The sequence below is a fragment of the Arthrobacter sp. StoSoilB22 genome (assembly GCF_019977315.1).
Lineage (GTDB): Bacteria > Actinomycetota > Actinomycetes > Actinomycetales > Micrococcaceae > Arthrobacter.
Genome location: NZ_AP024652.1, coordinates 1,779,540 through 1,802,739, shown reverse-complemented (window position 1 = coordinate 1,802,739; position 23,200 = coordinate 1,779,540). Strand labels below are relative to the sequence as shown.

The 23,200-nt window shown below is 61.6% G+C and carries 22 protein-coding genes; 9 read left to right on the top strand and 13 right to left on the bottom strand.

Translation table 11 applies throughout. The features are described from left to right. The first annotated feature begins 88 nt into the window (after nt 1-88). The 3 genes from lipB (at nt 89) to LDN70_RS08500 (ending at nt 2,636) form a co-directional block, all read left to right on the top strand. The gene (gene lipB / locus LDN70_RS08510; protein WP_223942298.1) at nt 89-757 is read left to right on the top strand and encodes a lipoyl(octanoyl) transferase LipB; all 669 of its coding nucleotides are present in this window, start codon (nt 89-91) and stop codon (nt 755-757) included. Continuing rightward, nucleotides 754-1,773, top strand: coding sequence for a lipoyl synthase (gene lipA / locus LDN70_RS08505; protein WP_223942297.1), 1,020 nt, complete (start codon nt 754-756; stop codon nt 1,771-1,773). The genes lipB and lipA overlap by 4 nt, the downstream gene beginning before the upstream one ends. Before the next feature lie 101 nt (nt 1,774-1,874). Then, nucleotides 1,875-2,636: a DUF4191 domain-containing protein gene (locus LDN70_RS08500; RefSeq protein ID WP_142939504.1), complete on the top strand. Its 762-nt coding sequence runs from the start codon at nt 1,875-1,877 to the stop codon at nt 2,634-2,636. A gap of 98 nt (nt 2,637-2,734) precedes the next feature. Here LDN70_RS08500 and LDN70_RS08495 read toward each other — a convergent pair whose 3' ends face one another. After that, entirely contained in the window at nt 2,735-3,172 is a 438-nt protein-coding gene (locus tag LDN70_RS08495; RefSeq protein ID WP_223942296.1) for an RDD family protein, read from the bottom strand. Between the two features lie 311 nt (nt 3,173-3,483). Between LDN70_RS08495 and glnA (LDN70_RS08490) the strand changes: the two genes are divergently transcribed. Further along, entirely contained in the window at nt 3,484-4,908 is a 1,425-nt protein-coding gene (gene glnA, locus LDN70_RS08490) for a type I glutamate--ammonia ligase (RefSeq protein WP_142939506.1), read from the top strand. Nucleotides 4,909-4,988: 80 nt separating this feature from the next. Here the strand turns inward: glnA (LDN70_RS08490) and LDN70_RS08485 are convergent, their stop codons facing one another. The 5 genes from LDN70_RS08485 to glnA (LDN70_RS08465) all read right to left on the bottom strand — a co-directional run bounded on the left by LDN70_RS08485 (nt 4,989) and on the right by glnA (LDN70_RS08465) (nt 10,688). Next, nucleotides 4,989-5,339 (bottom strand): hypothetical protein, encoded by a 351-nt coding sequence (locus tag LDN70_RS08485; protein ID WP_142939507.1) that lies wholly within the window; start codon nt 5,337-5,339, stop codon nt 4,989-4,991. Nucleotides 5,340-5,442: 103 nt separating this feature from the next. After that, nucleotides 5,443-5,658, bottom strand: a complete 216-nt coding sequence (locus tag LDN70_RS08480; RefSeq protein WP_142939508.1) for an AsnC family protein — start codon at nt 5,656-5,658, stop codon at nt 5,443-5,445. Between the two features lie 79 nt (nt 5,659-5,737). Beyond that, nucleotides 5,738-6,250, bottom strand: coding sequence for a GNAT family N-acetyltransferase (locus LDN70_RS08475; RefSeq protein ID WP_502773785.1), 513 nt, complete (start codon nt 6,248-6,250; stop codon nt 5,738-5,740). Between the two features lie 76 nt (nt 6,251-6,326). Beyond that, nucleotides 6,327-9,338: a bifunctional [glutamine synthetase] adenylyltransferase/[glutamine synthetase]-adenylyl-L-tyrosine phosphorylase gene (locus tag LDN70_RS08470; RefSeq protein ID WP_223942294.1), complete on the bottom strand. Its 3,012-nt coding sequence runs from the start codon at nt 9,336-9,338 to the stop codon at nt 6,327-6,329. A gap of 9 nt (nt 9,339-9,347) precedes the next feature. Then, entirely contained in the window at nt 9,348-10,688 is a 1,341-nt protein-coding gene (glnA, locus tag LDN70_RS08465) for a type I glutamate--ammonia ligase (RefSeq protein ID WP_142939511.1), read from the bottom strand. 190 nt (nt 10,689-10,878) lie between these two features. Here glnA (LDN70_RS08465) and panB point away from each other — a divergent pair, with 190 nt between their 5' ends. Further along, a complete protein-coding gene (gene panB / locus LDN70_RS08460) occupies nt 10,879-11,784 on the top strand; it encodes a 3-methyl-2-oxobutanoate hydroxymethyltransferase (RefSeq protein ID WP_142939512.1) in 906 nt (301 codons plus the stop codon). 3 nt (nt 11,785-11,787) lie between these two features. Here the strand turns inward: panB and LDN70_RS08455 are convergent, their stop codons facing one another. Then, nucleotides 11,788-11,952, bottom strand: coding sequence for an SPOR domain-containing protein (locus LDN70_RS08455; protein ID WP_142939513.1), 165 nt, complete (start codon nt 11,950-11,952; stop codon nt 11,788-11,790). 108 nt (nt 11,953-12,060) lie between these two features. Here LDN70_RS08455 and map point away from each other — a divergent pair, with 108 nt between their 5' ends. From map to LDN70_RS08440, 3 genes are all read left to right on the top strand, one after another. Next, complete coding sequence (map, locus tag LDN70_RS08450) at nt 12,061-12,939, top strand: type I methionyl aminopeptidase (protein WP_223942293.1); 879 nt, start codon at nt 12,061-12,063, stop codon at nt 12,937-12,939. A 71-nt stretch (nt 12,940-13,010) separates the two neighbouring features. Then, on the top strand, nt 13,011-13,814 hold the full coding sequence (ppgK, locus tag LDN70_RS08445; protein ID WP_142939574.1) for a polyphosphate--glucose phosphotransferase: 804 nt from the start codon (nt 13,011-13,013) through the stop codon (nt 13,812-13,814). A gap of 7 nt (nt 13,815-13,821) precedes the next feature. Continuing rightward, the gene (locus LDN70_RS08440) at nt 13,822-14,601 is read left to right on the top strand and encodes an SDR family oxidoreductase (protein ID WP_223942292.1); all 780 of its coding nucleotides are present in this window, start codon (nt 13,822-13,824) and stop codon (nt 14,599-14,601) included. A gap of 75 nt (nt 14,602-14,676) precedes the next feature. Here LDN70_RS08440 and nrdR read toward each other — a convergent pair whose 3' ends face one another. The 3 genes from nrdR to LDN70_RS08425 form a co-directional block, all read right to left on the bottom strand. Then, nucleotides 14,677-15,177: a transcriptional regulator NrdR gene (gene nrdR, locus LDN70_RS08435; protein ID WP_142939515.1), complete on the bottom strand. Its 501-nt coding sequence runs from the start codon at nt 15,175-15,177 to the stop codon at nt 14,677-14,679. 209 nt (nt 15,178-15,386) lie between these two features. Further along, a complete protein-coding gene (hisD, locus tag LDN70_RS08430) occupies nt 15,387-16,760 on the bottom strand; it encodes a histidinol dehydrogenase (protein ID WP_223942291.1) in 1,374 nt (457 codons plus the stop codon). A gap of 4 nt (nt 16,761-16,764) precedes the next feature. Then, nucleotides 16,765-17,298: a hypothetical protein gene (locus LDN70_RS08425; protein ID WP_142939517.1), complete on the bottom strand. Its 534-nt coding sequence runs from the start codon at nt 17,296-17,298 to the stop codon at nt 16,765-16,767. Between the two features lie 114 nt (nt 17,299-17,412). Here LDN70_RS08425 and LDN70_RS08420 point away from each other — a divergent pair, with 114 nt between their 5' ends. Beyond that, nucleotides 17,413-17,913: a flavin reductase family protein gene (locus LDN70_RS08420; protein WP_142939576.1), complete on the top strand. Its 501-nt coding sequence runs from the start codon at nt 17,413-17,415 to the stop codon at nt 17,911-17,913. 79 nt (nt 17,914-17,992) lie between these two features. Here LDN70_RS08420 and dnaE read toward each other — a convergent pair whose 3' ends face one another. From dnaE to lspA, 3 genes are read right to left on the bottom strand one after another with little or no spacing between them, the layout of a single operon-like run. Continuing rightward, nucleotides 17,993-21,550, bottom strand: coding sequence for a DNA polymerase III subunit alpha (dnaE, locus tag LDN70_RS08415; protein WP_142939518.1), 3,558 nt, complete (start codon nt 21,548-21,550; stop codon nt 17,993-17,995). Between the two features lie 57 nt (nt 21,551-21,607). Further along, complete coding sequence (locus tag LDN70_RS08410; protein ID WP_142939519.1) at nt 21,608-22,534, bottom strand: RluA family pseudouridine synthase; 927 nt, start codon at nt 22,532-22,534, stop codon at nt 21,608-21,610. Further along, nucleotides 22,527-23,135, bottom strand: coding sequence for a signal peptidase II (gene lspA / locus LDN70_RS08405; protein WP_142939520.1), 609 nt, complete (start codon nt 23,133-23,135; stop codon nt 22,527-22,529). The genes LDN70_RS08410 and lspA overlap by 8 nt, the downstream gene beginning before the upstream one ends. Between the last annotated feature and the right edge of the window lie 65 nt (nt 23,136-23,200).

The window sequence follows — 23,200 nt, the reverse complement described above, 5'->3', positions numbered from 1 at the left end:
CAGCTGCACGTTCCCACTACCCTGGATGCGACTGAGAGCTTCACCACAAAACCATGGCTCGTCTCCTGCGGGGTCTAAGCTTGAACCCATGACTCTTGAGTTTTCACAACTGGGTCTTGCCCCTGATTTCGTTGATTACATGCAGGGCTGGGACCTGCAACGCGAAGTCCACAACAAAGTTGTTGCGGGCGAGAAGAACAGCACCGTCTTGATCCTTGAGCACGCCGCCGTCTACACGGCCGGCAAACTCACCGAGGACCACGAACGCCCCTTTGACGGCACTCCCGTAGTTTCCGTGGATCGCGGCGGGAAACTGACGTGGCACGGCCCGGGGCAGCTCATTGCATATCCCATCCTCAAGCTAAAGAACCGTGCCGGTATCCGCGATTACGTGGAACGGCTCGAGGCCATCATGATTGCCGTGATGCACGACTACGGCATTAACGCCGTCACGGTGAAGGGCCGGGCCGGCGTCTGGATCCTTGCCGACGACAAAGGACCTGACCGCAAGATCGCCGCGATCGGCATTCGGGTCCTGGACGGCGTCACCATGCACGGCGTGGCCATCAACTGCAGCAATGACCTGGCACCCTATGCGCAGATCATCGCTTGTGGTATCACCGACGCCAGCGTCACCACCATGTCGCTGGAAACCGGCCGGACCATCAACCCTGCCGACATCGTTGACCGCTTTGTTGAAGAATTCAACAAGCATGAAGAAGCACTCGTTTCCACACCCGAAGGAGCACTCCAGTGACCTTGGCACCTGAAGGCCGTAAGTTGCTGCGCGTTGAGCAGCGTAACTCGGCGGTCCCGGTTGAACGTAAGCCTGAGTGGATCAAGGCCAAGGTCCAGATGGGTCCGGAGTTTGTCCAGCTCAAGAACCTGGTGAAGAAGGAAGGCCTGCACACGGTGTGTGAAGAGGCCGGGTGCCCGAACATTTTTGAGTGCTGGGAAGACAAGGAAGCGACGTTCCTGATCGGCGGGTCCGAGTGCACGCGGCGCTGTGATTTCTGCCAGATCGATACCGGCAAACCCTCACCGGTGGACATGTTCGAACCCACCAAGGTGGCCCGCTCGGTGCAGGCGATGCAGTTGCGGTACGCCACGGTGACCGGGGTGGCCCGTGATGACCTGGCCGATGAAGGTGTGTGGTTGTACGCCGAAACGGTCCGGAAGATCCATGAGCTGAACCCGGGTACGGGGGTGGAGTTGCTGATCCCTGATTTCTCCGGCAAGCCCGAGCACATCGCGGCGATCTGTGATTCCAGGCCCGAGGTGTTCGCCCATAATGTGGAGACGGTGCCGAGGATTTTCAAGCGCATCCGTCCGGCGTTCCGGTACGAGAGGTCCTTGGACGTGATCACGCAGGGCCGGGATTTGGGCATGGTGACCAAGTCCAACCTGATCCTGGGCATGGGTGAGACCCGCGAGGAAATCTCCGAAGCCCTGCGTGACCTGCACCAGGCCGGGTGCGATCTGATCACGATCACCCAGTACCTGCGCCCGTCCGAGCGTCACTTGCCGGTGGACCGGTGGGTCAAGCCGCAGGAGTTCGTGGACCTCCAGCACGAGGCCGAAGAGATCGGGTTCCTGGGCGTCATGTCCGGTCCGTTGGTGCGGTCCTCGTACCGTGCCGGGCGCCTCTGGGCAACCGCGATGCGGAAGAAGGGCAGGGACATCCCCGACGAGCTCGCCCACATCGCCGAGGGCATCCAGGACTCCGGCACCACCCGCCAGGAAGCCTCCACCATCCTCGCCGCCCACAGCTAAACACCAAAAAACGCGGCCAAGAACCACACAACAGTGAAGGACCGGATGCCACCATCTTGGCGTCCGGTCCTTTTGCGTCCATCACGTAGAATTAAGGCACTATGGCGAACTCCTCTGATTCCAGCAATTCGACCCCCTCGGCCGACGCACCCAAGCGTGGGCTGTTCCAGCGCAAGCCCAAGGAAGCCAAGGCCAAGAAGCCGAGCCAGCTGAAGCAGATCGCTGAAGTCTTCAAAATGACCCGGCGAAATGACCCGCAGGTTGTATGGGTCATGCTGCTGGCATTCCTTGCAGTGGTTGCCGTGGCCCTTCTCATCGGCTTCCTGCTGGAGAACTGGGTTACCGGCCTGATCATTGGTATCCCACTGGGCCTGCTTGCGGCCGTCTTCATACTGTCCCGCAGGGCCGAGAAGGCTGCTTTCGCGCAAATTGAGAACCAGCCAGGCGCTTCCGGCGCGGCACTGGGTACTCTCCGCCGCGGATGGGTAACCCAGGACCAGCCTGTTGCTGTCAACCCCCGCACTCAAGACGCTGTGTTCATGGCAATTGGCCGCCCCGGCGTCGTCCTGGTCAGCGAAGGCCCCACCCACCGCGTCAAGCCGTTGGTGGACGCCGAGCGTAAGCGCCTCGCGCGCATCCTGCCCAACGTGACCATCCACGTGTTGGAATCCGGTCGCGGAGAAGGCCAGGTACCACTGAACAAATTGGCCAAGACCATGGGCAAACTGAAGAACGAACTCACCAAGGTGGAAGTCAACGCGGTTTCAAAGCGCATCAACTCCCTTGGAAACCGGCTGCCGATCCCCAAGGGCATTGACCCTTACAAGGCCCGTCCGGACCGCAAGGCCGCCCGCGGACGCTGATCCACTCAACGAAGAACCGCCCCCGTCTCTACTACGAGACGGGGGCGGTTTTTTTGTTGGGTTGCTTTATCGCAGGCCCCGGCTGAAGTCAGGTGCGCTTACATCCTGATGAGGATCGTGTTCATCGCCTTGTCGTGCAGCCCGCGATGATCGGGGTCGAACACCGCTGCGGGGATGACAAGACACAGAAGGAGGGTGCGCACCACGGCGGCCAAAGGTCCAGCAGGACCGCCGCCCAGTCGGACCACGTGGATCCCGGCGATTCTGTGACCGATGCTGTACCCCAGCGTTCCGATCAGGAGGATCTGCTCCGCGGCGAAGATGGCCAAGGTTGCCCACGCATCACCGCCGAAGGCAAAGTTGCTGATCACCAGTGCGATCGCCCAGTCCACCACGATTCCCAGGATGCGGCGTCCTGCCCGCGCCATGGAGCCGGGACCGGACTCTGGCAAGCCAAGCCGTTCACCGGGATATTTGGAGATTCCGGACGTGTCCGGACCGCTCAACCATGAGCCAATGTCTTTTCGATCTACCACACTCCAAGCCTAACGGCTGGCATGACTGGCGACCGACCCAAGGGAGCCCTGATCGGTACGCAATGCCCGGGGTGTTCGCCTGCCGGACCCGGATGGACCGGACACAGGACAGCCGACTACCGTTTACACAACAGATGATTCTGTAACCTGCCGGAAACAATACTGACACCCCCGGGAAATCCCATCTCCCTATGGTGGTATGAGTTGCCAGCCACCATGGCACGGGGAACTTTTTGTGTCTCCGGACCCTTGGAATGGGCTGCACCACGCGGCCTTCCGGGCCTGTTACTTGATATGCATAAGGAGCATAGATGTTCAAGACTGCGGACGAAGTCCTCAAGTTCATCAAAGACGAAGACGTCAAATTCGTCGATATCCGCTTCACCGACCTCCCTGGTGTCCAGCAGCACTTCAACGTGCCGGCCAAGAGCGTCGACCTCGATTTCTTCGTCCACGGCCAGCTCTTCGACGGATCTTCCATCCGCGGCTTCCAGGGCATCGCCGAGTCCGACATGCAGCTCATCCCGGATGTGACCTCGGCTTTCATCGACACCTTCCGCATCGAGAAGACGCTCGCGCTGAACTTCTCCATCGTCAACCCCCGCACGGGTGACCCATACCACCGCGACCCCCGCGGCGTGGCTGAGAAGGCTGAAGCCTACCTGGCCTCCACCGGCATCGCCGACACCGCGTTCTTCGCTCCTGAGGCCGAATTCTTCGTCTTCGACAACATCCAGTACCAGTCCTCCCCGCAGGGCAGCTTCTACAAGATCGACTCCGAAGAAGCACACTGGAACACCGGACGTAAGGAAGAGGGCGGAAACCTCGGTTACAAGACCCCCGTCAAAGGCGGCTACTTCCCGGTCTCCCCCACTGACAAGCAGGCCGACCTTCGCGACGCCATGTGCATCGAGTTGGACAAGGCCGGCCTTGAGGTTGAGCGCTCCCATCACGAAGTTGGATCCGCCGGCCAGGCTGAGATCAACTACAAGTTCACCACGCTGACCGCAGCTGCTGATGACCTGCAGAAGTTCAAGTACATCATCAAGAACACTGCCGATGCCTGGGGCAAGTCGGTCACCTTCATGCCGAAGCCTGTCTTCGGTGACAACGGCTCGGGCATGCACTGTCACCAGTCGCTGTGGAGCAACGGCGATCCGCTGTTCTACGACGAAAAGGGTTACGCAGGCCTCTCGGACACGGCTCGCTGGTACATCGGCGGCCTACTGAAGCACTCTTCCGCTGTCCTGGCTTTCACCAACCCGACGGTCAACTCCTACCGCCGCCTGGTCAAGGGCTTCGAAGCTCCCGTGAACATGGTTTACTCGCAGGGCAACCGCTCCGCCGGTATCCGTATCCCCATCACGGGCACCAACCCGAAGGCCAAGCGCATCGAGTTCCGCGCTCCGGATCCCTCCTCCAACCCGTACCTGGCGTTCGCTGCCCAGCTGATGGCCGGCATTGACGGCATCCGTAACCGCATTGAACCCCCGGCTCCCATCGACAAGGACCTCTACGAGCTCCCGGCCGAAGAAGCCAAGGACATCCCCAAGGCTCCGGGCACCCTGGAAGAAGCCCTTGAGGCCCTGCGCGAGGACAACGAGTTCCTCCAGGCCGGCGGCGTCTTCACCCAGGACCTGATCGATACTTGGATCGACTACAAGTACGAGAATGAGATCCGCCCGCTGTCACTGCGCCCGAACCCCTACGAGTTCGAGCTCTACTACGGCGTCTAGCATTTACGTGCACTCGCTGTAACCAGCAAAAAGGCCAGCGTCAGTCCGGAAGGACTGGCGCTGGCCTTTGCTTTAACGGCTTATTCAGACTTGCCCTGATCCCGCTCCTTGATGTTCCTGGTGATCTCGTCAAGCTTGTCCTTGACGAACGAGGCTGCCTCTGAAAGGCCCTTCTCGGCGCTACCTAACGGGTCCAACTGAAGGTACACGTTCTTATCGATGGGAAGATCGTATTCGTCCTTCAGATGGGTACCGCCGGCAACTCCGTCGAGGGACAGGTACACAAGTGCTTCGGTCCTGGCGATGCCCGCAATCGTGCCGAAGACGACGGTGAAGTCATTGGGCTGAAAGCTCACAGAATGGCCCACGTGACGCCGGTCCAGCTCTCCGGCAGGAATGGCCTTCTCGGACGGATTTCCGTTGTATTCCATGTACTTCCCCTATGCGTTGAGATCAGATACATAAGAAGTCTATAAGGACACTTAGCTTTTGGGGCCAGCGCACGTCATCGGGCTCCACCGGAAAACCGGCCGACTACTGCTTTCCGTACTTCTTGTGCACGGCCTGCTTACTGACGCCCAGGCAAAGTGCGATCGCTTCCCAGGACAAGCCCGAGTGCCGGGCGGCCCGCACCAGCGAAGCCTCCCTGCGACCCACTTCCTTTTGCAACTCCGCAACAGCGTAAAGAGCCTCAGCCGGGCCCATCCCATCCATTGATCCCACCAGGGTTTTCATTCGGTCCACCTCCATGCCGTCAACCATAATTGACGAAATGGCGATCGTCAACCTTAGTTGACTTCGATATAGAAGGAGGGTGCTGGACCCCTGATCACGCGAAGGCTTTGTACATGGTCCGCTGCGGTCCGGCACTACCGCCCAGATAACGTCCAGAGTCCACGAACCCGGCCTTCGCATAAGCGGCCAGCCCCGCGCCGTTGCGCTCGTTGACGGACAGCACGACGCCGGCCTGTCCGCCACCCAGCCTCGAGGTCAGTTTGCGCGCCTGCTCCGCAGCGGCCCGCGCAGCCGAAGTACCGAGTCCGCGCCCCTGGCTTTTCGTGTCGATGAGGAATCCCCGCAGCAACCACACCGACTCGTCATCGGGCCAGCCTGCGAGCGTGGCAGCTCCGGTCTGGAGGGTCAGCACACCAACAGCGGCTCCCCCGGCCTCAATGACGTACGGGAAACGGGATTCTTCTTCCAAGGAGATCAGCATCATGCGCAGTGGATCTCCAACGAACTCCCGCTGGCCCGGTTCCACCGCCAACTCCGCGACCGCGCCAAGCTGAATGGCGCGGGCGTCGTCGTCGAGCATTTTGAGGGGAATCAACCAAACGTCCATACGCTCGTGAGGATCAGCGTGTATCAAAAAATCGTCCTCTGGTTCGCCTTCAAGCATTAACTGGATTTCTCATCCTTCAGTTGCCGTAGAACTCTTTTTCGAAGACACCCCGGGCCCGGCGACTAAGCCGCAGATAATCCTCCTCGAAGTGACCCGCGTTCCCTGGTTCATAGCCACACCAGCGCGCCACTGCCTCCAGGTCCTTCCGTGATGACGGCAGGAGATCCGAGGCCCGGCCCGTCACAATGACGTTGGCGGAGCGGATGCGGCTGGCGAGTCGCCACGCCTCCCGCAGGAGCGCGGCATCCTCCTCAGCAATGAACTCCAACTGTTCCGCAGCAGCCAATGCGTCCAGGGTTGACGATGTTCGCAGCGCCGGGTGCTCTCCGGCGTGCTGGAGCTGAATCAGCTGAACCAGCCATTCAACATCGCTCAAGCCGCCACGGCCAAGCTTGACGTGCCGTGCGGGATCAGCGCCACGGGGCAAACGCTCGGACTCCACCCTGGCCTTGACACGGCGGATCTCACGGACGTCCTGCTCCGCAAGGTGCTCGGGGTACCGTATGGGATCAATGAGGCGTAAGAAGTCAGTGGCAAGCTCGTCCGAGCCTGCCATCGGGCGGGCCCGCAGGAGGGCTTGCGCCTCCCAGATAAGGGACCACCGCCGGTAGTACTCCGCATACGACTCCAAGGACCGCACCATAGCGCCGTTCTTGCCCTCCGGACGGAGATCTGCGTCCACCATGAGCACCCGTTCGGCCATGATCGCGGGCTTCAGCGGCTGGGTGAGGAAGCTGGAAACCTTGGCAACTATGGTGGCCGCTTGCTCCTGAGCCTCGGCATCGGAGAATCCGGCACGGGCACGGTGAACGTAGATGACGTCAGCGTCCGAGCCGTAGCCGATCTCCCGGCCACCCTGCCGCCCCATCGCCACCACCAGGACGTCAGTTTTCAGCGGACCCGTCGCCGCGACGACGGACTCCGCTACATGCAATGCACCAAGAACCGCAGCCCGATCAGTTTCGGACAAGGCCAAGCCCACGGCATCCTGATCGAGCAATCCGGCGCTATCGGCGATCGCGGTACGCAGGATCTCGCGACGTCGGATCAGCCTGATCAGCCTCATAGCGCTCTCGGGATCCGCATGGCGGGAGAGCTTGGACCGGATTTCCTGCCACTGGGCTTCAAAAGGAATTGGTGCCAGTTCTTTGTCGCTGCCCAGCCAGGCAACGGACTCCGGAGATACTTCCAATAAGTCCGAAATCAGCCGGGAATTGGCCAGCACCTGGCAAAGCCGCTCGGCGGCCGCTTGGGAATCGCGGAGCAGCCCCAAGTACCAGTGGGTTGTGCCGAGGGCTTCACTAACCCTGCGGAAAGCGAGCAGTCCGGCGTCGGGGTCTACACCTTCGGCAAGCCATCCCAAGAGGATCGGCAAGAGCTGCCTCTGCAGCGCAGCGCGTCGGCTGACACCCGCGGTAAGTGCTTCAATATGCCGCATGGCACCCTGGGGGTCCGCATAGCCAAGTGCGGCAAGACGGCCTTGGGCAGCCTCCGGGCTGAGCTTCGCGTCTTCGCTGCTCAGCTTTGCCGCTGTGTTGAGCAACGGCCTGTAAAAAATTCGTTCATGGAGTTCGCGGACGGCCTTCTTGGTCTTTTGCCACGTGGCCATCAGCTGGTCCGGATGCGGCCGCTCCAGGGCGAACGGACCCAGGACGGCCTTGGCCAGGAATCGCTGGGCGTCCTCGGACACAGGCATGAGGTGGGTCCGACGCAGCTGGAAGAGCTGGATTCTATGCTCCAGCAGGCGCAGGTAGCGGTATGCGTTGTCAAAAGCCGCGGCGTCAGCGCGGCCTATGTAACCCCCGGCAGACAGAGCGGCGATGGCAGAAGTGGTGTCCCTGCGACGAAGGGACTCGTCAGACTTCCCGTGCACCAACTGCAGCAGCTGAACCGTGAATTCAACGTCCCGGAGGCCGCCGCGCCCCAGCTTGATCTGACGCTGCTCCTCGGCTGCCGGGATATAGTCGGTCACCCTTCGGCGCATTGCCTGGACCGACTCCACAAAACCTTCCCGGCCCGCGGATGCCCAGACAAGGGGCTCTACGGCCTTCTCATAGCGCTGCCCCAGCTCTCTATCACCGGCAATGGTCCTTGCCTTGAGCAGTGCTTGGAACTCCCAGCTTTCGGCCCACCGTGCGTAGTAGCTCAAGTGCGAGGGCAGAGTCCGCACCAACGGGCCGGATTTCCCTTCCGGACGAAGATTGGCATCGACTTCCCACAGCCCCGGTTCCGGCGCTGAGGAAGAGATGGCCCTGGAAATGCCGGAGGCAAGGGCAGTACCGATGGTGGACGCGCGGGCGTCGTCCAACTCCGCTGATTCAATGACGTAGATGACATCGACGTCGGATATGTAGTTCAGCTCCCGGGCGCCGCATTTGCCCATGCCAATGACAGCAAGCCCGACGTCAGCGATCTCGGCCGCGGTGAACTGTGCCGCAGCTTCGGCCCGGGACACCGCGAGGGCAGCTTCGATGGCCGCCCCGGCAAGATCGGCCAGCTCCGCCCCGACCGATGGCATGAAGTCTGTTGGCGATGCAGCGCAGATGTCCTTGATGGCCAGCTCAGTCAGACCACGGCGGTACGCACTCCGTAGGGCCGCGTAGGCTGGCAGCCCGGTCATTCCGGCCACCGGGCGCTGTGCGCCGGGCTCGGCTTTCACGGAACGCAGCAGCCCTGCCCGGAGCTCTTCATGGGAGGCCTGCACCGGTTCCGGACTGACCCGGACATTGAACACATCCAAATGCTCCGGCCGCCGCATGAGAAACTCCCCCAGAGCCTCCGAGGCACCCAGGAGCCGATACATGGGCTCGCTGGTGTCCTGGTCAGCCGCGGCAAGCTTCCTGAGCTCCGGATTCTTCTCGATGAGCCGGACCAGTGATTGGAGTGCAGTATCCGGGCTTGCTGACAGAGAGAGCCCGGCGAACAGGGCATCCTCATCTATTCCGTCAAGTTCCGGGGCAGCGAGAAACCGTTCGCCTTTTTCCAGGTCACTGAATCCGGCTGAAATGAGCCGACGCGCTAGGCTCATTGGCCCGGCCTAGAGGATGCCGAGGTTGCGCTGCAACTCGTACGGCGTGACTTGGAGGCGGTAGTCCTGCCATTCTGCACGCTTGTTGCGCAGGAAGTGTTCGAACACCTGCTCCCCCAGGATCTCGGCCACCAACTCGGATTCCTCCATGGCCCGGATGGCGTCATGGAGGCTGGCCGGCAACGGCGCATGTCCCATGGCCCTGCGTTCCGCGGTGGTCAAGGACCACACATCGTCTTCGGCTGCCGCTGGAAGTTCGTAGCCTTCCTCGATGCCTTTCAAACCGGCACCCAGCAGCACGGCGTAGGCCAAGTAGGGGTTGGTTGCGCTATCGATCCCCCGGTACTCGATGCGTGCCGACTGGCCCTTGCCCGGCTTGTACAGCGGAACGCGCACCAATGCCGAGCGATTGTTGTGGCCCCAGCTCAGGTAGCTCGGGGCTTCGCCGCCGCCCCAGAGGCGCTTGTAGGAATTGACGAACTGATTGGTGACAGCCGTGAATTCAGGAGCGTGCTTGAGGATTCCGGCGATGAACTGGCGTGCGGTCTTTGAGAGCTGGAACTCGGCACCGGCTTCGAAGAACGCGTTGGTGTCGCCCTCGAAGAGCGAGAAGTGGGTGTGCATGCCTGAACCGGGGTGGTCCGTGAACGGCTTGGGCATGAAGGTGGCGTACGTACCCTGCTGAAGGGCCACTTCCTTGATGACCGTCCGGAACGTCATGATGTTATCCGCGGTCTGAAGCGCGTCCGCATAGCGGAGGTCGATCTCGTTCTGGCCCGGCCCGGCCTCGTGGTGGCTGAACTCCACCGAGATGCCGACGGATTCGAGCATGGTGACTGCGGTGCGGCGGAAGTCCTGTGCTACGCCACCCGGCACGTGGTCAAAGTAGCCGCCCTCGTCCACGGGAACTGGAGCGCTGTCCGGGCCCAGGTCCTTTGACTTCAACAAGTAGAACTCAATCTCGGGGTGGGTGTAGCAGGTAAAGCCCATGTCAGCGGCCTTCGCAAGGGTCCTCTTCAGGACGTTGCGGGGGTCCGCGGCGGACGGCTCGCCATCGGGGGTAAGGACGTCACAGAACATGCGCGACGTCTGTTCCGTCTCTCCACGCCACGGCAGGATCTGGAAGGTGGACGGGTCCGGCTGGGCGAGCATGTCGGACTCGAACACGCGGGCCAGGCCTTCAATGGCGGAACCGTCAAAACCCAGGCCTTCTTCAAAGGCGCCCTCAACCTCAGCCGGCGCAAGCGCCACCGATTTGAGCGAACCCACGACGTCGGTGAACCACAAGCGTACGAAGCGCACGTCACGCTCTTCGATTGTCCGCAGAACGAACTCTTGCTGGCGGTCCATAGGGCCTCTTTTCCGATTCAGTGTCCATGCCGCTGGTTTCAAGGAGTAGAAGCCACGGCAGCTCAGCCTTCACTCTACTAACAGTTCCGTGCTAATGCCGCAGCAGTAGCTGCGCGTAACACAGCGTTTACAAAAGGTGACGCCGGGCACACTGCTGGCAGCCGCCGTCGGCACCGCTTAGGCTCTATCCATGGCCCCGAGCAACCTTCCTGAGTCCACCACGCCCGCCGAAGTTCCCGCACCTTACGGCACGGGGCCTGCAGCGGCCGCCGACGTGCCGTCGGCGGCGGGCAGGAAGCCCATCGGCAGAGTCCGGATCCACCACCTTCAGCAAGCCAAGGACAACGGCGAGCACTTCGCCATGCTGACGGCATATGAGCAGTACACCGCCGAGATTTTTGACCAGGCCGGGATTGAAGTCCTCCTGGTGGGCGACTCCGCTTCGAACAACGTGTTCGGCAATGAGACGAGCCTTCCCGTCACTGTGGAGGAGCTCCTGCCCTTGACGCGGGCTGTAGCCAGGGCGGCCAAGCGGGCGCTGGTGGTGGCTGACCTGCCCTTCGGCAGCTACGAAGTGTCCCCGGCCCAGGCGGTTGCCACCGGCGTCCGGTTCCTCAAGGAAGGACTGGCACACGCCGTCAAAATTGAAGGAACCGCTTACTACGCCGAAACCGTCAAGGCCATGGTCCAGGCAGGAATTCCCGTCATGGCCCACATCGGCTTCACTCCCCAAAGTGAACATTCCCTAGGGGGATACCGCGTCCAGGGCCGTGGCGATGACGCCCAGCGGCTCGTGGACGACGCCATCGCCCTGCAGGACGCTGGCGCCTTCAGTGTCCTGATGGAAATGGTGCCTGCCGAGACTGCAGCCGTTGTGGATGCAGCCCTGCGGGTGCCCACCGTCGGTATCGGCGCCGGCAAGAGCACCACCGGGCAGGTCCTTGTGTGGCAGGACATGGCAGGTTTGCGGGGTGGCAAGATGGCAAAGTTCGTCAAGCAATACGCAGATCTTCGCACCACATTGAGCGATGCCGCGGTCGCCTACGCGGAGGATGTCCGATCCGGACAGTTCCCCGGACCGGAGCACTCCTTCTAACCGCTAATCGTCGTCCTGGGCGTCCCAGGCGTCGTTGCGGGCTTTAACCTTCTCCAAGGCGTGCTCAGCTTCTTCCCTGGTTTTGTAGGGGCCAATCAGCTGGGACCAATCAGACATAGCGTCTTCTTCGATCTCGTGCGTCTTGACGTTGTACCAGTACTCCGTCACGTCTCCTCCTCGATCCAGGGGCTATTGGACGCGTAACGTTGGCGGGGTCACAGGAACCCAGCCACGCTTTGTTACTTACGTCTCTTGTGTGCCTTATATGATCAATCTATGCCTTCTCTTGCCTCGACTGCACCCATCGGCGCCCTCACCCCGGGAACCATCAGCCCTGAACGACCCGTGCCGGCGTCGATTCCCAGGCCGGAGTATGTAGGCAAGAAGGCGCCAGCCAAGTTCACCGGATCCGAGGTGAAGTCCCCGGAGACCATAGAGAAGATCCGGATTGCGGGGAAGATTGCCGCGCAAGCAATCGTCGAGGTGGGCAAGCACATCCAGCCCGGCGTCACCACAGACCAGCTGGACCAAATAGGGCATGAGTTCCTTCTGGATCACCATGCCTACCCCTCCACGCTCGGTTACCGTGGGTTTCCCAAATCTCTGTGTTCCTCCCTCAACGAGGTCATTTGCCACGGAATCCCCGACTCGACCGTGCTCCAGGATGGCGACATCCTGAATATTGACATCACAGCCTTCATCAACGGAGTGCATGGGGATACCAATTACACTTTCCTGGTTGGCGACGTGGACGAAGAATGCCGTTTGCTGGTTGAGCGCACGCAGGAGTCGCTCAACCGGGCCATCAAGGCCGTGGCCCCAGGCCGCGAAATCAACGTAATCGGCCGAGCTATCCAGTCCTACGCCAAACGCTTCGGCTACGGCGTAGTGCGGGATTTCACCGGCCACGGCGTGGGCGAGGCCTTTCACACAGGCCTCATCATTCCGCATTACGACGCAGCCCCGGCGTACAACACCGTGATCGAGGCGGGCATGGTTTTCACCATCGAACCCATGCTGACCCTCGGCACCATCGACTGGGAGATGTGGGCCGATGACTGGACGGTCGTCACCAAGGACCACAAACGCACAGCCCAGTTCGAACACACCCTGCTGGTCACCGAGACCGGCGCGGAAATCCTTACCCTTCCCTAAGCTCTCCGGAAGGTCCCGCAGCCCGGGCGGCTGCGCCATGCCCATCCCCTCCTGCCATGATCGGAAATGCATTGTCCAAGAAGGATGAGAAGAACCACAAGAACGCCCCTTTGATCGGTATCGACATCGGCGGCACCGGCATCAAGGGCGGCATTGTCGACCTGAAGAAGGGCAAACTGATTGGCGACCGCTTCCGCGTTCCCACTCCGCAGCCCGCCACTCCGGAGGCCGTGGCCGAGGTTGTCGCCCACATCGTCGAGGAACTCTCCAGCCGCCCCGACGCTCCTGCGGCCGACTCACCGGTGGGTGTCACTTTCCCCGGCATCATCCAGCACGGAGTGGTCAACTCTGCGGCCAACGTGGACAAGACCTGGCTCAGCACCGACATCGATGCCACGTTCACCAAGCGCCTCGGCCGCCCCGTAGAGGTCATCAATGATGCCGACGCAGCGGGCCTCGCCGAAGCCCGCTACGGAGCCGGCGAGGGCGTGGACGGCACAGTCCTGGTGATCACGCTGGGCACCGGCATCGGATCGGCCTTCATCTTCAACGGACAGTTGGTCCCCAATGCCGAGCTCGGCCACCTGGAGGTTGACGGACACGACGCCGAGACCAAGGCATCCGCCGTGGCACGGGAACGCGATGGGCTCAGCTGGGACGAATACGGGGTCCTTCTCAACCGCTACCTTCAGCACGTTGAGTTCCTTTTCTCCCCCGAACTCTTCATTGTGGGCGGAGGCATTTCCAAGCGCTCCGACGAGTACTTCCCGCATCTTGACCTGCGGACCAAAATCGTCACGGCAAAGTTGAAGAACGACGCCGGGATCGTGGGTGCTGCGCTCGAAGTCGCCTTGCACCACAAACTCGCAAAGTAGTTCCAGCGTGGCAGAACAGCTGCCGGCTGCCCGGCCCACCGAACGCGGAGTGGCGATTGTCACTGGCGCCAGCCGCGGGATCGGTGCCGCCGTGGCCCGGGCCGCGGCGGCCGTCGGCTACCTCGTAGTGATTAATTACTCTGCAGACAGCGAAGGCGCAGAGTCAGTGGTCAACGACATCCTGGCTCAAGGCGGCAAGGCAGTCAGCGTGCAGGCCGATATCAGCCAGCCCGCCGACGTCGGGCGTTTGTTCGACGTCGCCGGCAGCTTCGGTGCGCTCACCGCCGTCGTCAACAACGCTGCCATCACCGGCAACCTGATTGGTCCACTGGCTGACGTCCCTGCAGCAGTAGTGCAGCGCGTTGTTGATGTGAATATCTCCGGAATGATGTTCATGTGCCAGGAAGCAGTCCGGAGGCTCACAACGCACAACGGCGGCAGTGGCGGATCCATCATCAATATCTCGTCCACCGCCACCAAAGCCGGTTCACCGGGGACCTGGGTCCACTACGCGGCCACCAAGGGCGCCGTTGACGTCCTGACGGTGGGTCTGGCAGCAGAAGTGGCCAAGCAGGGCATCCGTGTCAACGCCGTTGCCCCCGGCAGCACGAACACCGGGCTCCACGCAGCGGCCGGAATGCCGGACCGGGTGGAAAGGCTCAACCCAACCATTCCCATGGGTCGCGGAGCCGAACCGGAAGAGGTGGCTGCGGCCGTCATGTGGCTGATGTCGGATGGGGCTGGCTACATTACAGGTGCTGTGCTCCCCGTATCTGGCGGACGCTAGCGCCTGACCGGGACAGCCCGGCCCGGATTGGTGCCGGTGGCGGCTGCGGCTTCCCCTCCGCTGCCGCCACCGGAGTTAGAGCGGGCTCTTTTCCGAACCCGTGGCTTCTTTGGCGCCTGCCTTGGCTTCGTCTGCCTCATGGCGCAGCAGCGAGATGGCCGACTCAAAGTCTTCCAAGGACTCGAACGCCTGATAGACGCTCGCGAAACGAAGGTACGCCACTTCATCCAGCTTCCGCAGCGGGCCCAGAATCGCCAAGCCCACCTCATGGGCATCGATCTCCGCCGCGCCCGAGGAACGAATATTTTCCTCGACTTCCTGAGCCAGCATCGCCAGATCGTCTTCAGTGACCGGACGCCCTTGGCATGCTTTGCGGACTCCGCTGATGACCTTGATCCGGCTGAATGGTTCGCCAACGCCGGACCGCTTGATGACGGACAAGCTGGTGGTCTCCACAGTGGTGAAGCGGCGTCCGCACTCAGGGCATTGGCGGCGGCGGCGAATAGCGGAGCCATCGTCAGCCATGCGGCTGTCAACGACGCGGGAGTCGGGATTCCGGCAGAACGGACAATACACGCTGGGCCTCCCCTGACAGCTCCGGCACGGACTCGGAAACGGCAGGACGCCGGATACGCAAAAGTGCCGGAAGATTCTCTTCCGGCACCAGTTTACGGGCCGCCCCACCGTAATGACAAGCGTGTAACTACTACATGTAGTACGGGGTACCCATATATGTAGTGGTCAGTTAGGTGCTGGTCAGGACTTCTCAGGACTTCTCAGACTGCTTACGACCCCTCAGTGAAGCGGATCCGGACGGCGTCTCCGTGGCCGGGAAGGTCTTCGGCACCTGACAAGCTCACAATATGTCCGCTGACCTGCTCCAGTGCGGCGCGGTCATAATTGATGACCTGAACTGCACGGAGGAACGTCGTGACATTGAGTCCTGATGAGAAAGCCGCCGTCCCGCTGGTGGGCAGTACGTGATTGGAACCGGCGCAATAGTCCCCCAGGCTTACCGGGCTGAAGTCGCCCACGAAGATCGCCCCCGCGTTACGGATCCGCGATGCGACTGCCGCCGCATCTGCCGTCATGATTTCCAGGTGCTCAGCGGCGTACGCGTTGCAGACTGCGATCCCCTGCTCAAGATCGTCCACCAGCACCACACCGGACTGCGGTCCGGACAACGCCTCGAGGACCCGGGAACTGTGCTTGGTTGCAGAGGCTTGCCGGGCCAGTTCACGCACGACGGCGTCGGCCAGCTCCGGGGAGTCCGTCACCAGGACGGAAGCTGCTTTGGGATCATGCTCGGCCTGGCTAATGAGATCAGCGGCCACCAAGGGGGCCTGCGCAGTGGAGTCGGCGAGGATGGCGATCTCGGTAGTTCCGGCCTCCGAGTCAATGCCCACCACGCCCTTCACGAGCCGCTTGGCTGTGGCCACAAAGATGTTGCCGGGTCCAGTGACCACGTCAACGGGTTCAATGGGCAACTCGCCTCCGGTACCCGGAACGCCGTAAGCAAACGAAACAATTGCCTGTGCACCACCGATGGCGTACACCTCATCGATGCCCAGGAGCTTCGCGGCGGCCAGGATGGTGGGGTGCGGAAGTCCGTCGAAGTCTTTCTGCGGCGGGGATGCCAATGCAATGGACTCGACGCCCGCCGCAACCGCGGGGACCACGTTCATGATCACCGATGACGCCAGAGGGGCCAGTCCGCCGGGAACGTACAGCCCTACGCGCCCCACCGGAATCCAGTTCTGGCTGACAACAGCGCCGTCGCCAAGCTGAACGTCAACGTTGGCAGGGCGCTGCTGGTCAGCAAACTGCCGTGCACGGTTGATGGATTCTTCCAAGGCGGCCCGAACCTTCGGATCAAGTTCGTTCAGGGCCTTGGAGAGCGCCTCTGCCGGGACCCGCGGGTGGGACTGTTCCACACCGTCGAATTTCCTGGCCAGTTCACCCAAGGCGGCAAAGCCACGGCTTCGGACATCGGAAATGATGTTTAGGACCTTCTGCTCCGCATCCGCCATGGTCTGATGCTGCGCCCTGGGAACCGCTGCACGCAGCTCCGCCAGGGAGAGGTGGCGGCCCCGGAAATCGATGCTCCGAAAGGCAAGGGCGTCAGTGGAAGGGGCGGAAGTATCCGGAGAAGTGGTCACCCGGCTATTTTACGGGCTTCTTTGACAGAACCCCGAACAGGGCCAGGACGAACGTGATGAAGGCAATGGCAGCAGGCCACAGGACCAGCACAGCATAGGAGCGAAGCGTGAAACCAAACCCGGAGCCAAGTGCCGGATCCGGGGCCGGACCCAGTAGCTGGCCCGTCAGTAGCCCGACCAACCAGGCGATAAGAGCCCCTAAAGCACCGCCAACAAGGGCAAAGGTCAAGCGTCTGCCCGAACCCTCCCCCTGCAGCTTCCCGTCAAGCATGACGCCGGTGAGGCAGCCTGCCAGCAACATCAGGGCTCCGAGGACCAAGTCTCGTGGAAGCCAGGAATCAGGATTGGCCGCATTGGCCAGATCCGGATTGCCCGAGACCAGGTTCAACCCGCCCGGAGCCAACAGCCACCAGACCACCCCGGCCACCACGCCCAAAGCAGCCGGAAGTACCAGCCACAGCACATCCTTCGGCCGCCGGGGTTTCGTGGCGGGCAACGGTTCTGAAACGGGTGGGACGTGCGCGGTGGGCTCGGTCATGCAACTCACCTTAACAAAGGCTCACGCCTACCCAACAAAATGTGGGGCTCGCCGGATGGGAGGAATACCCTGAAGGTGAGAAGTACCACCGCCACAGCCCAGGAGAACACCCACGTGTCCAGCGAACCATCCGGCTACGATCAGACCTTCCGGGAAATGTTCCGTCGGCATGCCGCCGGAGTGGCAATCATCACGGCGAACCTGAACGGAAGCCCGTTTGGATTCACTGCCACGTCCGTGGCCTCCCTGTCAGCCGAACCGCCCCGCTTCACCTTCAATATGGCCAGAAGCTCCAGTTCCTGGCCGGCTGTGGCCAACGCGGAGTACATCGGAGTTCACATGTTGGGGCTGGAAAACCAAGCCCTCGCCAATCGCTTCGCTCGGACCCGCGATCGGTTCGACGGCGACCACTGGGAGCCGGGCCCCCACGACGTCCCCATTCTCAAGGACGTCAGCGGCTGGCTCGTGGGCAGAATCCAAATGCGCCTGTCCTTCGAGAACAACGCAGTAGTGGTGGTGGAGGTGGTTGATGGGCAAGTGGGCCAGGACGGCACTCCCCTGCTCTACCACGGCGGCGCCTACAGCAAGCCCGCCCCGCTCGACTACGAAATCTAAGGGCTGAGGATTCCTGCGGCGGCCAGCCTTGCCAGGACCTCTGTATCAGTTATCCAGGTGTATCAGTTGCGCAGGTGTATCAGTTGTCCAGGCAGGCCGGACCCAGCAGCACCTTGAGGTCCCCGAACAGTGATGGGCTGGGGTTAACCCTCATATGGACCGGCAAGCCCATAACCTCCACCTTCGTATCGCCCATCAGTTTGAGACGGACTTCCGAGTTTCCGCGGTGAGTGCGCAGCACATCCCGCAGGTCTGTCACAACTGCTTCGGTGGCCTTGAACGTAGGAATGGTGATAACCACCGGACCGTTCACGCTTTCGCTGAGGTCCGGGACGGAAAGCTCCATGCAATTCAGGGTGACCGCACCGTCATCGCGGCGCTGCAACCGTCCCTTGACAACAACAATCAAGTCCTCGGCCAGGACCGAGGCAATGGGCCCGTACACCTGGCCGAAGAACATGACCTCCATGGAAGCGCCGAGGTCCTCGATCTCTGCCCGGGCGTACGCGTTTCCGCTGGCCTTGGCGATCCTGCGGCTCAGCGAGGTGATCATGCCCGCAATGGTGACAATGGCGCCGTCGTGCGGTCCGTCCTCAGCGATGATCGAGGTGATGGACTGTTCCGCGTGCTGGCTGAGGACGCCCTCCAATCCCTGCAGGGGATGGTCTGAGACATAAAGGCCCAGCATGTCCCGTTCGAAGGACAGCTTGTCCTTCTTTTCCCACTCGGGCAGATCCGGGATTTCCGTTGTCAGCGACGCCTCGGGCTCCTGGTCTTCAAAGCCGGCGAAAAGATCGAACTGGCCAATGGCCTCATTGCGCTTGAGCGTGATCACGGAATCTATGGCTTCTTCATGGATCATCGCCAGAGCCCGCCGGTGATGGCCGAGCGAGTCGAAGGCCCCGGCTTTGATCAGCGATTCGATGGTGCGCTTGTTGCACACCACGGCCGGCACCTTCAGGAGGAAGTCCTTGAAGGACGTGTACTTTCCTTCGGAAGTGCGGGCGGCCACCATGGCATCCACCACGTTGACACCCACGTTGCGAATGGCGCCCATACCGAAGCGGATGTCCGTGCCCACAGGGGTGAAGTTCAGCGATGATTCGTTGACATCCGGCGGCAGGACCGTGATGCCCATTCGACGACACTCGTTGAGGTAGATGGCGGATTTGTCCTTGTCATCACCCACCGACGTCAGAAGTGCCGCCATGTACTCCGGCGCGTAGTGCGCCTTCAGGTAGGCCGTCCAGTAGGAGATCACGCCGTACGCGGCCGAGTGGGCCTTGTTGAAGGCGTAGTCGGAGAACGGGAGCAGAATGTCCCAGAGCGTCTTGACAGCGGCCATGGAGTAGCCGTTGTCCTGCATACCTTGGGAGAAGCCGGCGAACTGCTTGTCCAGCTCGGACTTCTTCTTCTTGCCCATGGCACGACGGAGGATGTCTGCTTGGCCGAGAGAGTAGCCGGCCAGCTTCTGCGCCACAGCCATGACCTGTTCCTGGTACACGATCAGGCCAAAGGTTCCACCCAGGATTTCCTTGAGCGGTTCTTCCAGTTCCGGGTGGATGGGGATTACTTCCTGAATCCCGTTCTTGCGCAGAGCATAGTCGGTGTGGGCGTTGGCACCCATGGGACCAGGCCGGTACAGCGCAAGGACTGCGGAGATATCTTCGAAGTTGTCAGGCTTCATCAGCTTGAGCAGGGACCGCATGGGTCCACCGTCGAGCTGGAACACACCAAGGGTGTCACCGCGGGCCAGGAGCTCGTAGGACGGAGCGTCATCGAGTTCCAGGTTTTCCAGGTCCAGGTCAACGCCGCGGTTCATCTTGATGTTTTCCAGGGCATCGGAAATGATCGTCAGGTTCCTCAGGCCCAGGAAGTCCATCTTGATCAGTCCGAGGCCCTCGGAGGTCGGATAGTCGAACTGGGTGATGACCTGGCCGTCCTGGAAACGGCGCATGATGGGGATGACGTCGATGATGGGGTCCGAGGACATGATGACGCCGGCGGCGTGAACACCCCACTGGCGTTTCAGGCCCTCGATGCCCAGCGCGGTCTCGAAGACCTTGGCGGCCTCGGGATCGGTAGCGATCAGCTGGCGGAAGTCCCCTGCCTCGCTGTAGCGCTTGGACTCCGGGTTCTGGATGTCGGCCAGCGGAATGTCCTTGGCCATGACGGCAGGCGGAAGGGCCTTGGTGAGTGTCTCGCCCATGCTGAACGGATAGCCGAGCACACGGGAAGAGTCCTTGAGCGCCTGCTTGGTCTTGATGGTTCCGTACGTGACGATCATGGCCACGCGCTCGTCGCCGTACTTCTTGGTGACGTAGTCGATCACCTCGGAGCGGCGGCGATCATCGAAGTCGACGTCGAAGTCAGGCATGGAAACGCGGTCCGGGTTGAGGAAGCGTTCAAAGATCAGGCCGTGCTGCAGCGGGTCGAGGTCGGTGATGCGCATGGCGTAGGCCACCATGGATCCTGCACCGGAACCACGGCCGGGACCTACCCGGATGCCATTGTTCTTGGCCCAGTTGATGAAGTCGGCAACCACCAGGAAGTACCCGGGGAATCCCATGGAGGTGATGACACCGAGCTCATAGTCAGCTTGCTTGCGGACCTTGTCCGGAATGCCCTGGGGATAGCGGTACTTCAGACCGGCGTCCACTTCCTTGACCAACCAGGAGGTCTCGTCTTCACCGGGAGGACAAGGGAAGCGCGGCATGTAGTTGGCGCCGGTGTTGAAGGAAACTTCGCAACGCTCGGCGATGAGCAGCGTGTTGTCGCAGGCTTCAGGGTGATCGCGGAACAATTCCCGCATTTCCTGCGGAGATTTCAGGTAATAGCCACTACCGGAGAACGCAAAGCGGGAACCGCCGTTATCGTACGTCGGTTCCAGGAGCGTGGAACCGGACTGAATCGCCAGCAACGCTTCATGGGCCTTGGCATCGTGCTCATGGGTGTAATGGAGGTCATTGGTGGCCACCAGTGGCAGGTTGAGTTCCTTGGCCAAGCGCAGGAGGTCGCCGGTGACGCGCCGTTCAATGTCCAGCCCGTGGTCCATCAGTTCGCAGAAATAGTTCTCCGCTCCGAAGATGTCGCGGAACTCTGCTGCAGCCTCCACGGCTTCGCGGTACTGCCCCAGGCGCAACTTGGTCTGGACCTCTCCGGACGGGCATCCGGTGGTGGCGATCAGGCCTTCGGAGTAGGTGTTGAGCAGTTCCCGGTCCAGCCGCGGCCACTTACCAAAGACAGAGTCCAGGGAAGCAATCGAAGAAGCCCTGAAGAGGTTCCTCATGCCCACGTTGTTGTAGCTCAGCAGCGTCATATGGGTGTACGAGCCACCGCCGGAGACATCGTCCTTACGCTGGCTTTCGTCGCCCCAGCGCACACGCTCCTTGTCCCCGCGGGCGGTGCCGGGTGTTACATAGGCTTCGACGCCGATGATCGGCTTGATGCCCTTGTCTGTGGCTTTGCGCCAGAAGTCGAACGCCCCGAACAAATATCCGTGGTCAGTCGTGGCCAGGGCCGGCATGCCCAGCCGTTCGGTTTCATCGAAAAGCTCACCGAGCCGGGCAGCTCCATCCAGCATGGAGTACTCAGTGTGGGTGTGCAGGTGGACAAACGAATCATTGCTGGAAGTCACCACGACAGTCTACCGTCCCGTGTCATACAGAAATCGGACCCGGGCAGTGAAATCCGTCTATGCGGAGCCAGTGGCCAGCAGATCCAGAGCGTACTGGAGGTCCGCCGGATATTCGCTGCTGACTTCCACCCAATCGCCGGAGCGGGGATGGGTAAATCCAAGTTGACGGGCGTGCAGCCACTGACGGGTGAGACCAAGGGTGGCAGCCAGGCGGGGGTCCGCTCCGTAGGTGAGGTCGCCGGCACAAGGATGCCGCAGCGCTGAGAAGTGGACGCGGATCTGGTGGGTGCGCCCCGTTTCCAGATGCACTTCCACCAGGGTCGCCTTACCAAAAGCTTCCAGGACCTCATAGTGGGTCACTGAGGGTCGGCCGTCCTCGATGACGGCGAACCGCCAGTCGTGGCCGGGATGCCGTCCGATGGGGGCGTCAATGGTCCCCTGAAGAGGATCGGGCAGTCCCTGAACAACTGCGTGATACACCTTGTCCACGGTGCGTTCCTTGAAGGCCTTCTTCAGCACCGTGTAAGCGTTCTCGGTCTTAGCCACCACCATGACACCGGATGTCCCCACATCCAGCCGGTGAACAATCCCCGCACGCTCGGGCGCTCCCGACGTAGAAATCCTGTAACCTGCTCCGGCAAGGCCTCCCACTACTGTGGGGCCCACCCAGCCTGGTGAAGGGTGGGCTGCGACCCCCACCGGTTTGTCGATGACAACGAATTCGTCGTCGTCCAACAGGATCTTCAGGCCTTCCACAACTTCCTCCACGACTTCCAGGGGATCCGGCCGCTCGGGAACCGTGACATCAAGCAATGTACCGGCAACGAGCTTCGCCGATTTACCCAGCGCAACTCCGCCGCTGGTGACGTTTCCTTCTGAAATCAGCAGCGCGGCAGCAGAGCGGGAAATGTCCAGAAGCTGTGCCAGTCCGGCATCAACTCGCGCCCCGGCCAGCTCCTCGGGAACCACTATGGATTTACTCACCAGCGGGCTCCCCGTTGGTGCCGCCGGCGGATTTGGCATCTTTGGCCGGCTTTGGCGCTGCCACATGACGGGTTCCGTCCATGCCAACCCCCCGCAAGGTCAGGAGGCAGATAATGACGACGCCGGACACCACCGCCGAGTCTGCGATGTTGAAGATGGCGAAGTTCGGCAGCTGAATGAAATCCACCACATGTCCCATGGCGAAAGACGGCTCGCGGAACAAGCGGTCGGTCAGGTTGCCGAGGGCACCGCCAAAGAGCAGTCCCAGGGATAGCGCCCACCAGACCGAGCCCACCTTTCGCAGCTGAAAGAGAATCGCCACAGAGACCACAGCCATGACGATCGTGAAAACCCACGTCACATTCTCGCCGATGGAAAATGCCGCCCCGGAGTTGCGGATGTAGTACCAGTGCAGCAGCGGAGGCAGCACCGGAATGCGCTCACCCTCCGTCATGGTGCTGGTGACCCAAAGTTTGGTGAGTTGGTCAAAAACGTAGGCGAACACGGCGAAGCCGGCAAAAAGCCAGAGCATGGCAGGACGCCACTTACGGCGTCCGGCAGGCGTCGGCTGTGTGGCCTCAGCGGTGAAGTCGTCGGTCATAGTGCTTTCATTCGGGAAGCGTGCGGGCTGCTGTCGGTCTCTTAACAGAGAAAGCCGGCGGCCGA

Excerpts from the sequence above, each read along its gene's own strand:
- LDN70_RS08470 (WP_223942294.1), bottom strand. The coding sequence starts at position 9,338 with ATGAGCCTAGCGCGTCGGCTCATTTCAGCCGGATTCAGTGACCTGGAA.
- glnA (WP_142939511.1), bottom strand. The coding sequence starts at position 10,688 with ATGGACCGCCAGCAAGAGTTCGTTCTGCGGACAATCGAAGAGCGTGAC.
- LDN70_RS08500 (WP_142939504.1), top strand. The coding sequence starts at position 1,875 with ATGGCGAACTCCTCTGATTCCAGCAATTCGACCCCCTCGGCCGACGCA.
- LDN70_RS08425 (WP_142939517.1), bottom strand. The coding sequence starts at position 17,298 with ATGACCGAGCCCACCGCGCACGTCCCACCCGTTTCAGAACCGTTGCCC.
- glnA (WP_142939506.1), top strand. The coding sequence starts at position 3,484 with ATGTTCAAGACTGCGGACGAAGTCCTCAAGTTCATCAAAGACGAAGAC.
- LDN70_RS08485 (WP_142939507.1), bottom strand. The coding sequence starts at position 5,339 with ATGGAATACAACGGAAATCCGTCCGAGAAGGCCATTCCTGCCGGAGAG.
- lspA (WP_142939520.1), bottom strand. The coding sequence starts at position 23,135 with ATGACCGACGACTTCACCGCTGAGGCCACACAGCCGACGCCTGCCGGA.
- panB (WP_142939512.1), top strand. The coding sequence starts at position 10,879 with ATGGCCCCGAGCAACCTTCCTGAGTCCACCACGCCCGCCGAAGTTCCC.
- LDN70_RS08480 (WP_142939508.1), bottom strand. The coding sequence starts at position 5,658 with ATGGAGGTGGACCGAATGAAAACCCTGGTGGGATCAATGGATGGGATG.
- LDN70_RS08475 (WP_502773785.1), bottom strand. The coding sequence starts at position 6,250 with ATGGACGTTTGGTTGATTCCCCTCAAAATGCTCGACGACGACGCCCGC.
- lipB (WP_223942298.1), top strand. The coding sequence starts at position 89 with ATGACTCTTGAGTTTTCACAACTGGGTCTTGCCCCTGATTTCGTTGAT.
- map (WP_223942293.1), top strand. The coding sequence starts at position 12,061 with ATGCCTTCTCTTGCCTCGACTGCACCCATCGGCGCCCTCACCCCGGGA.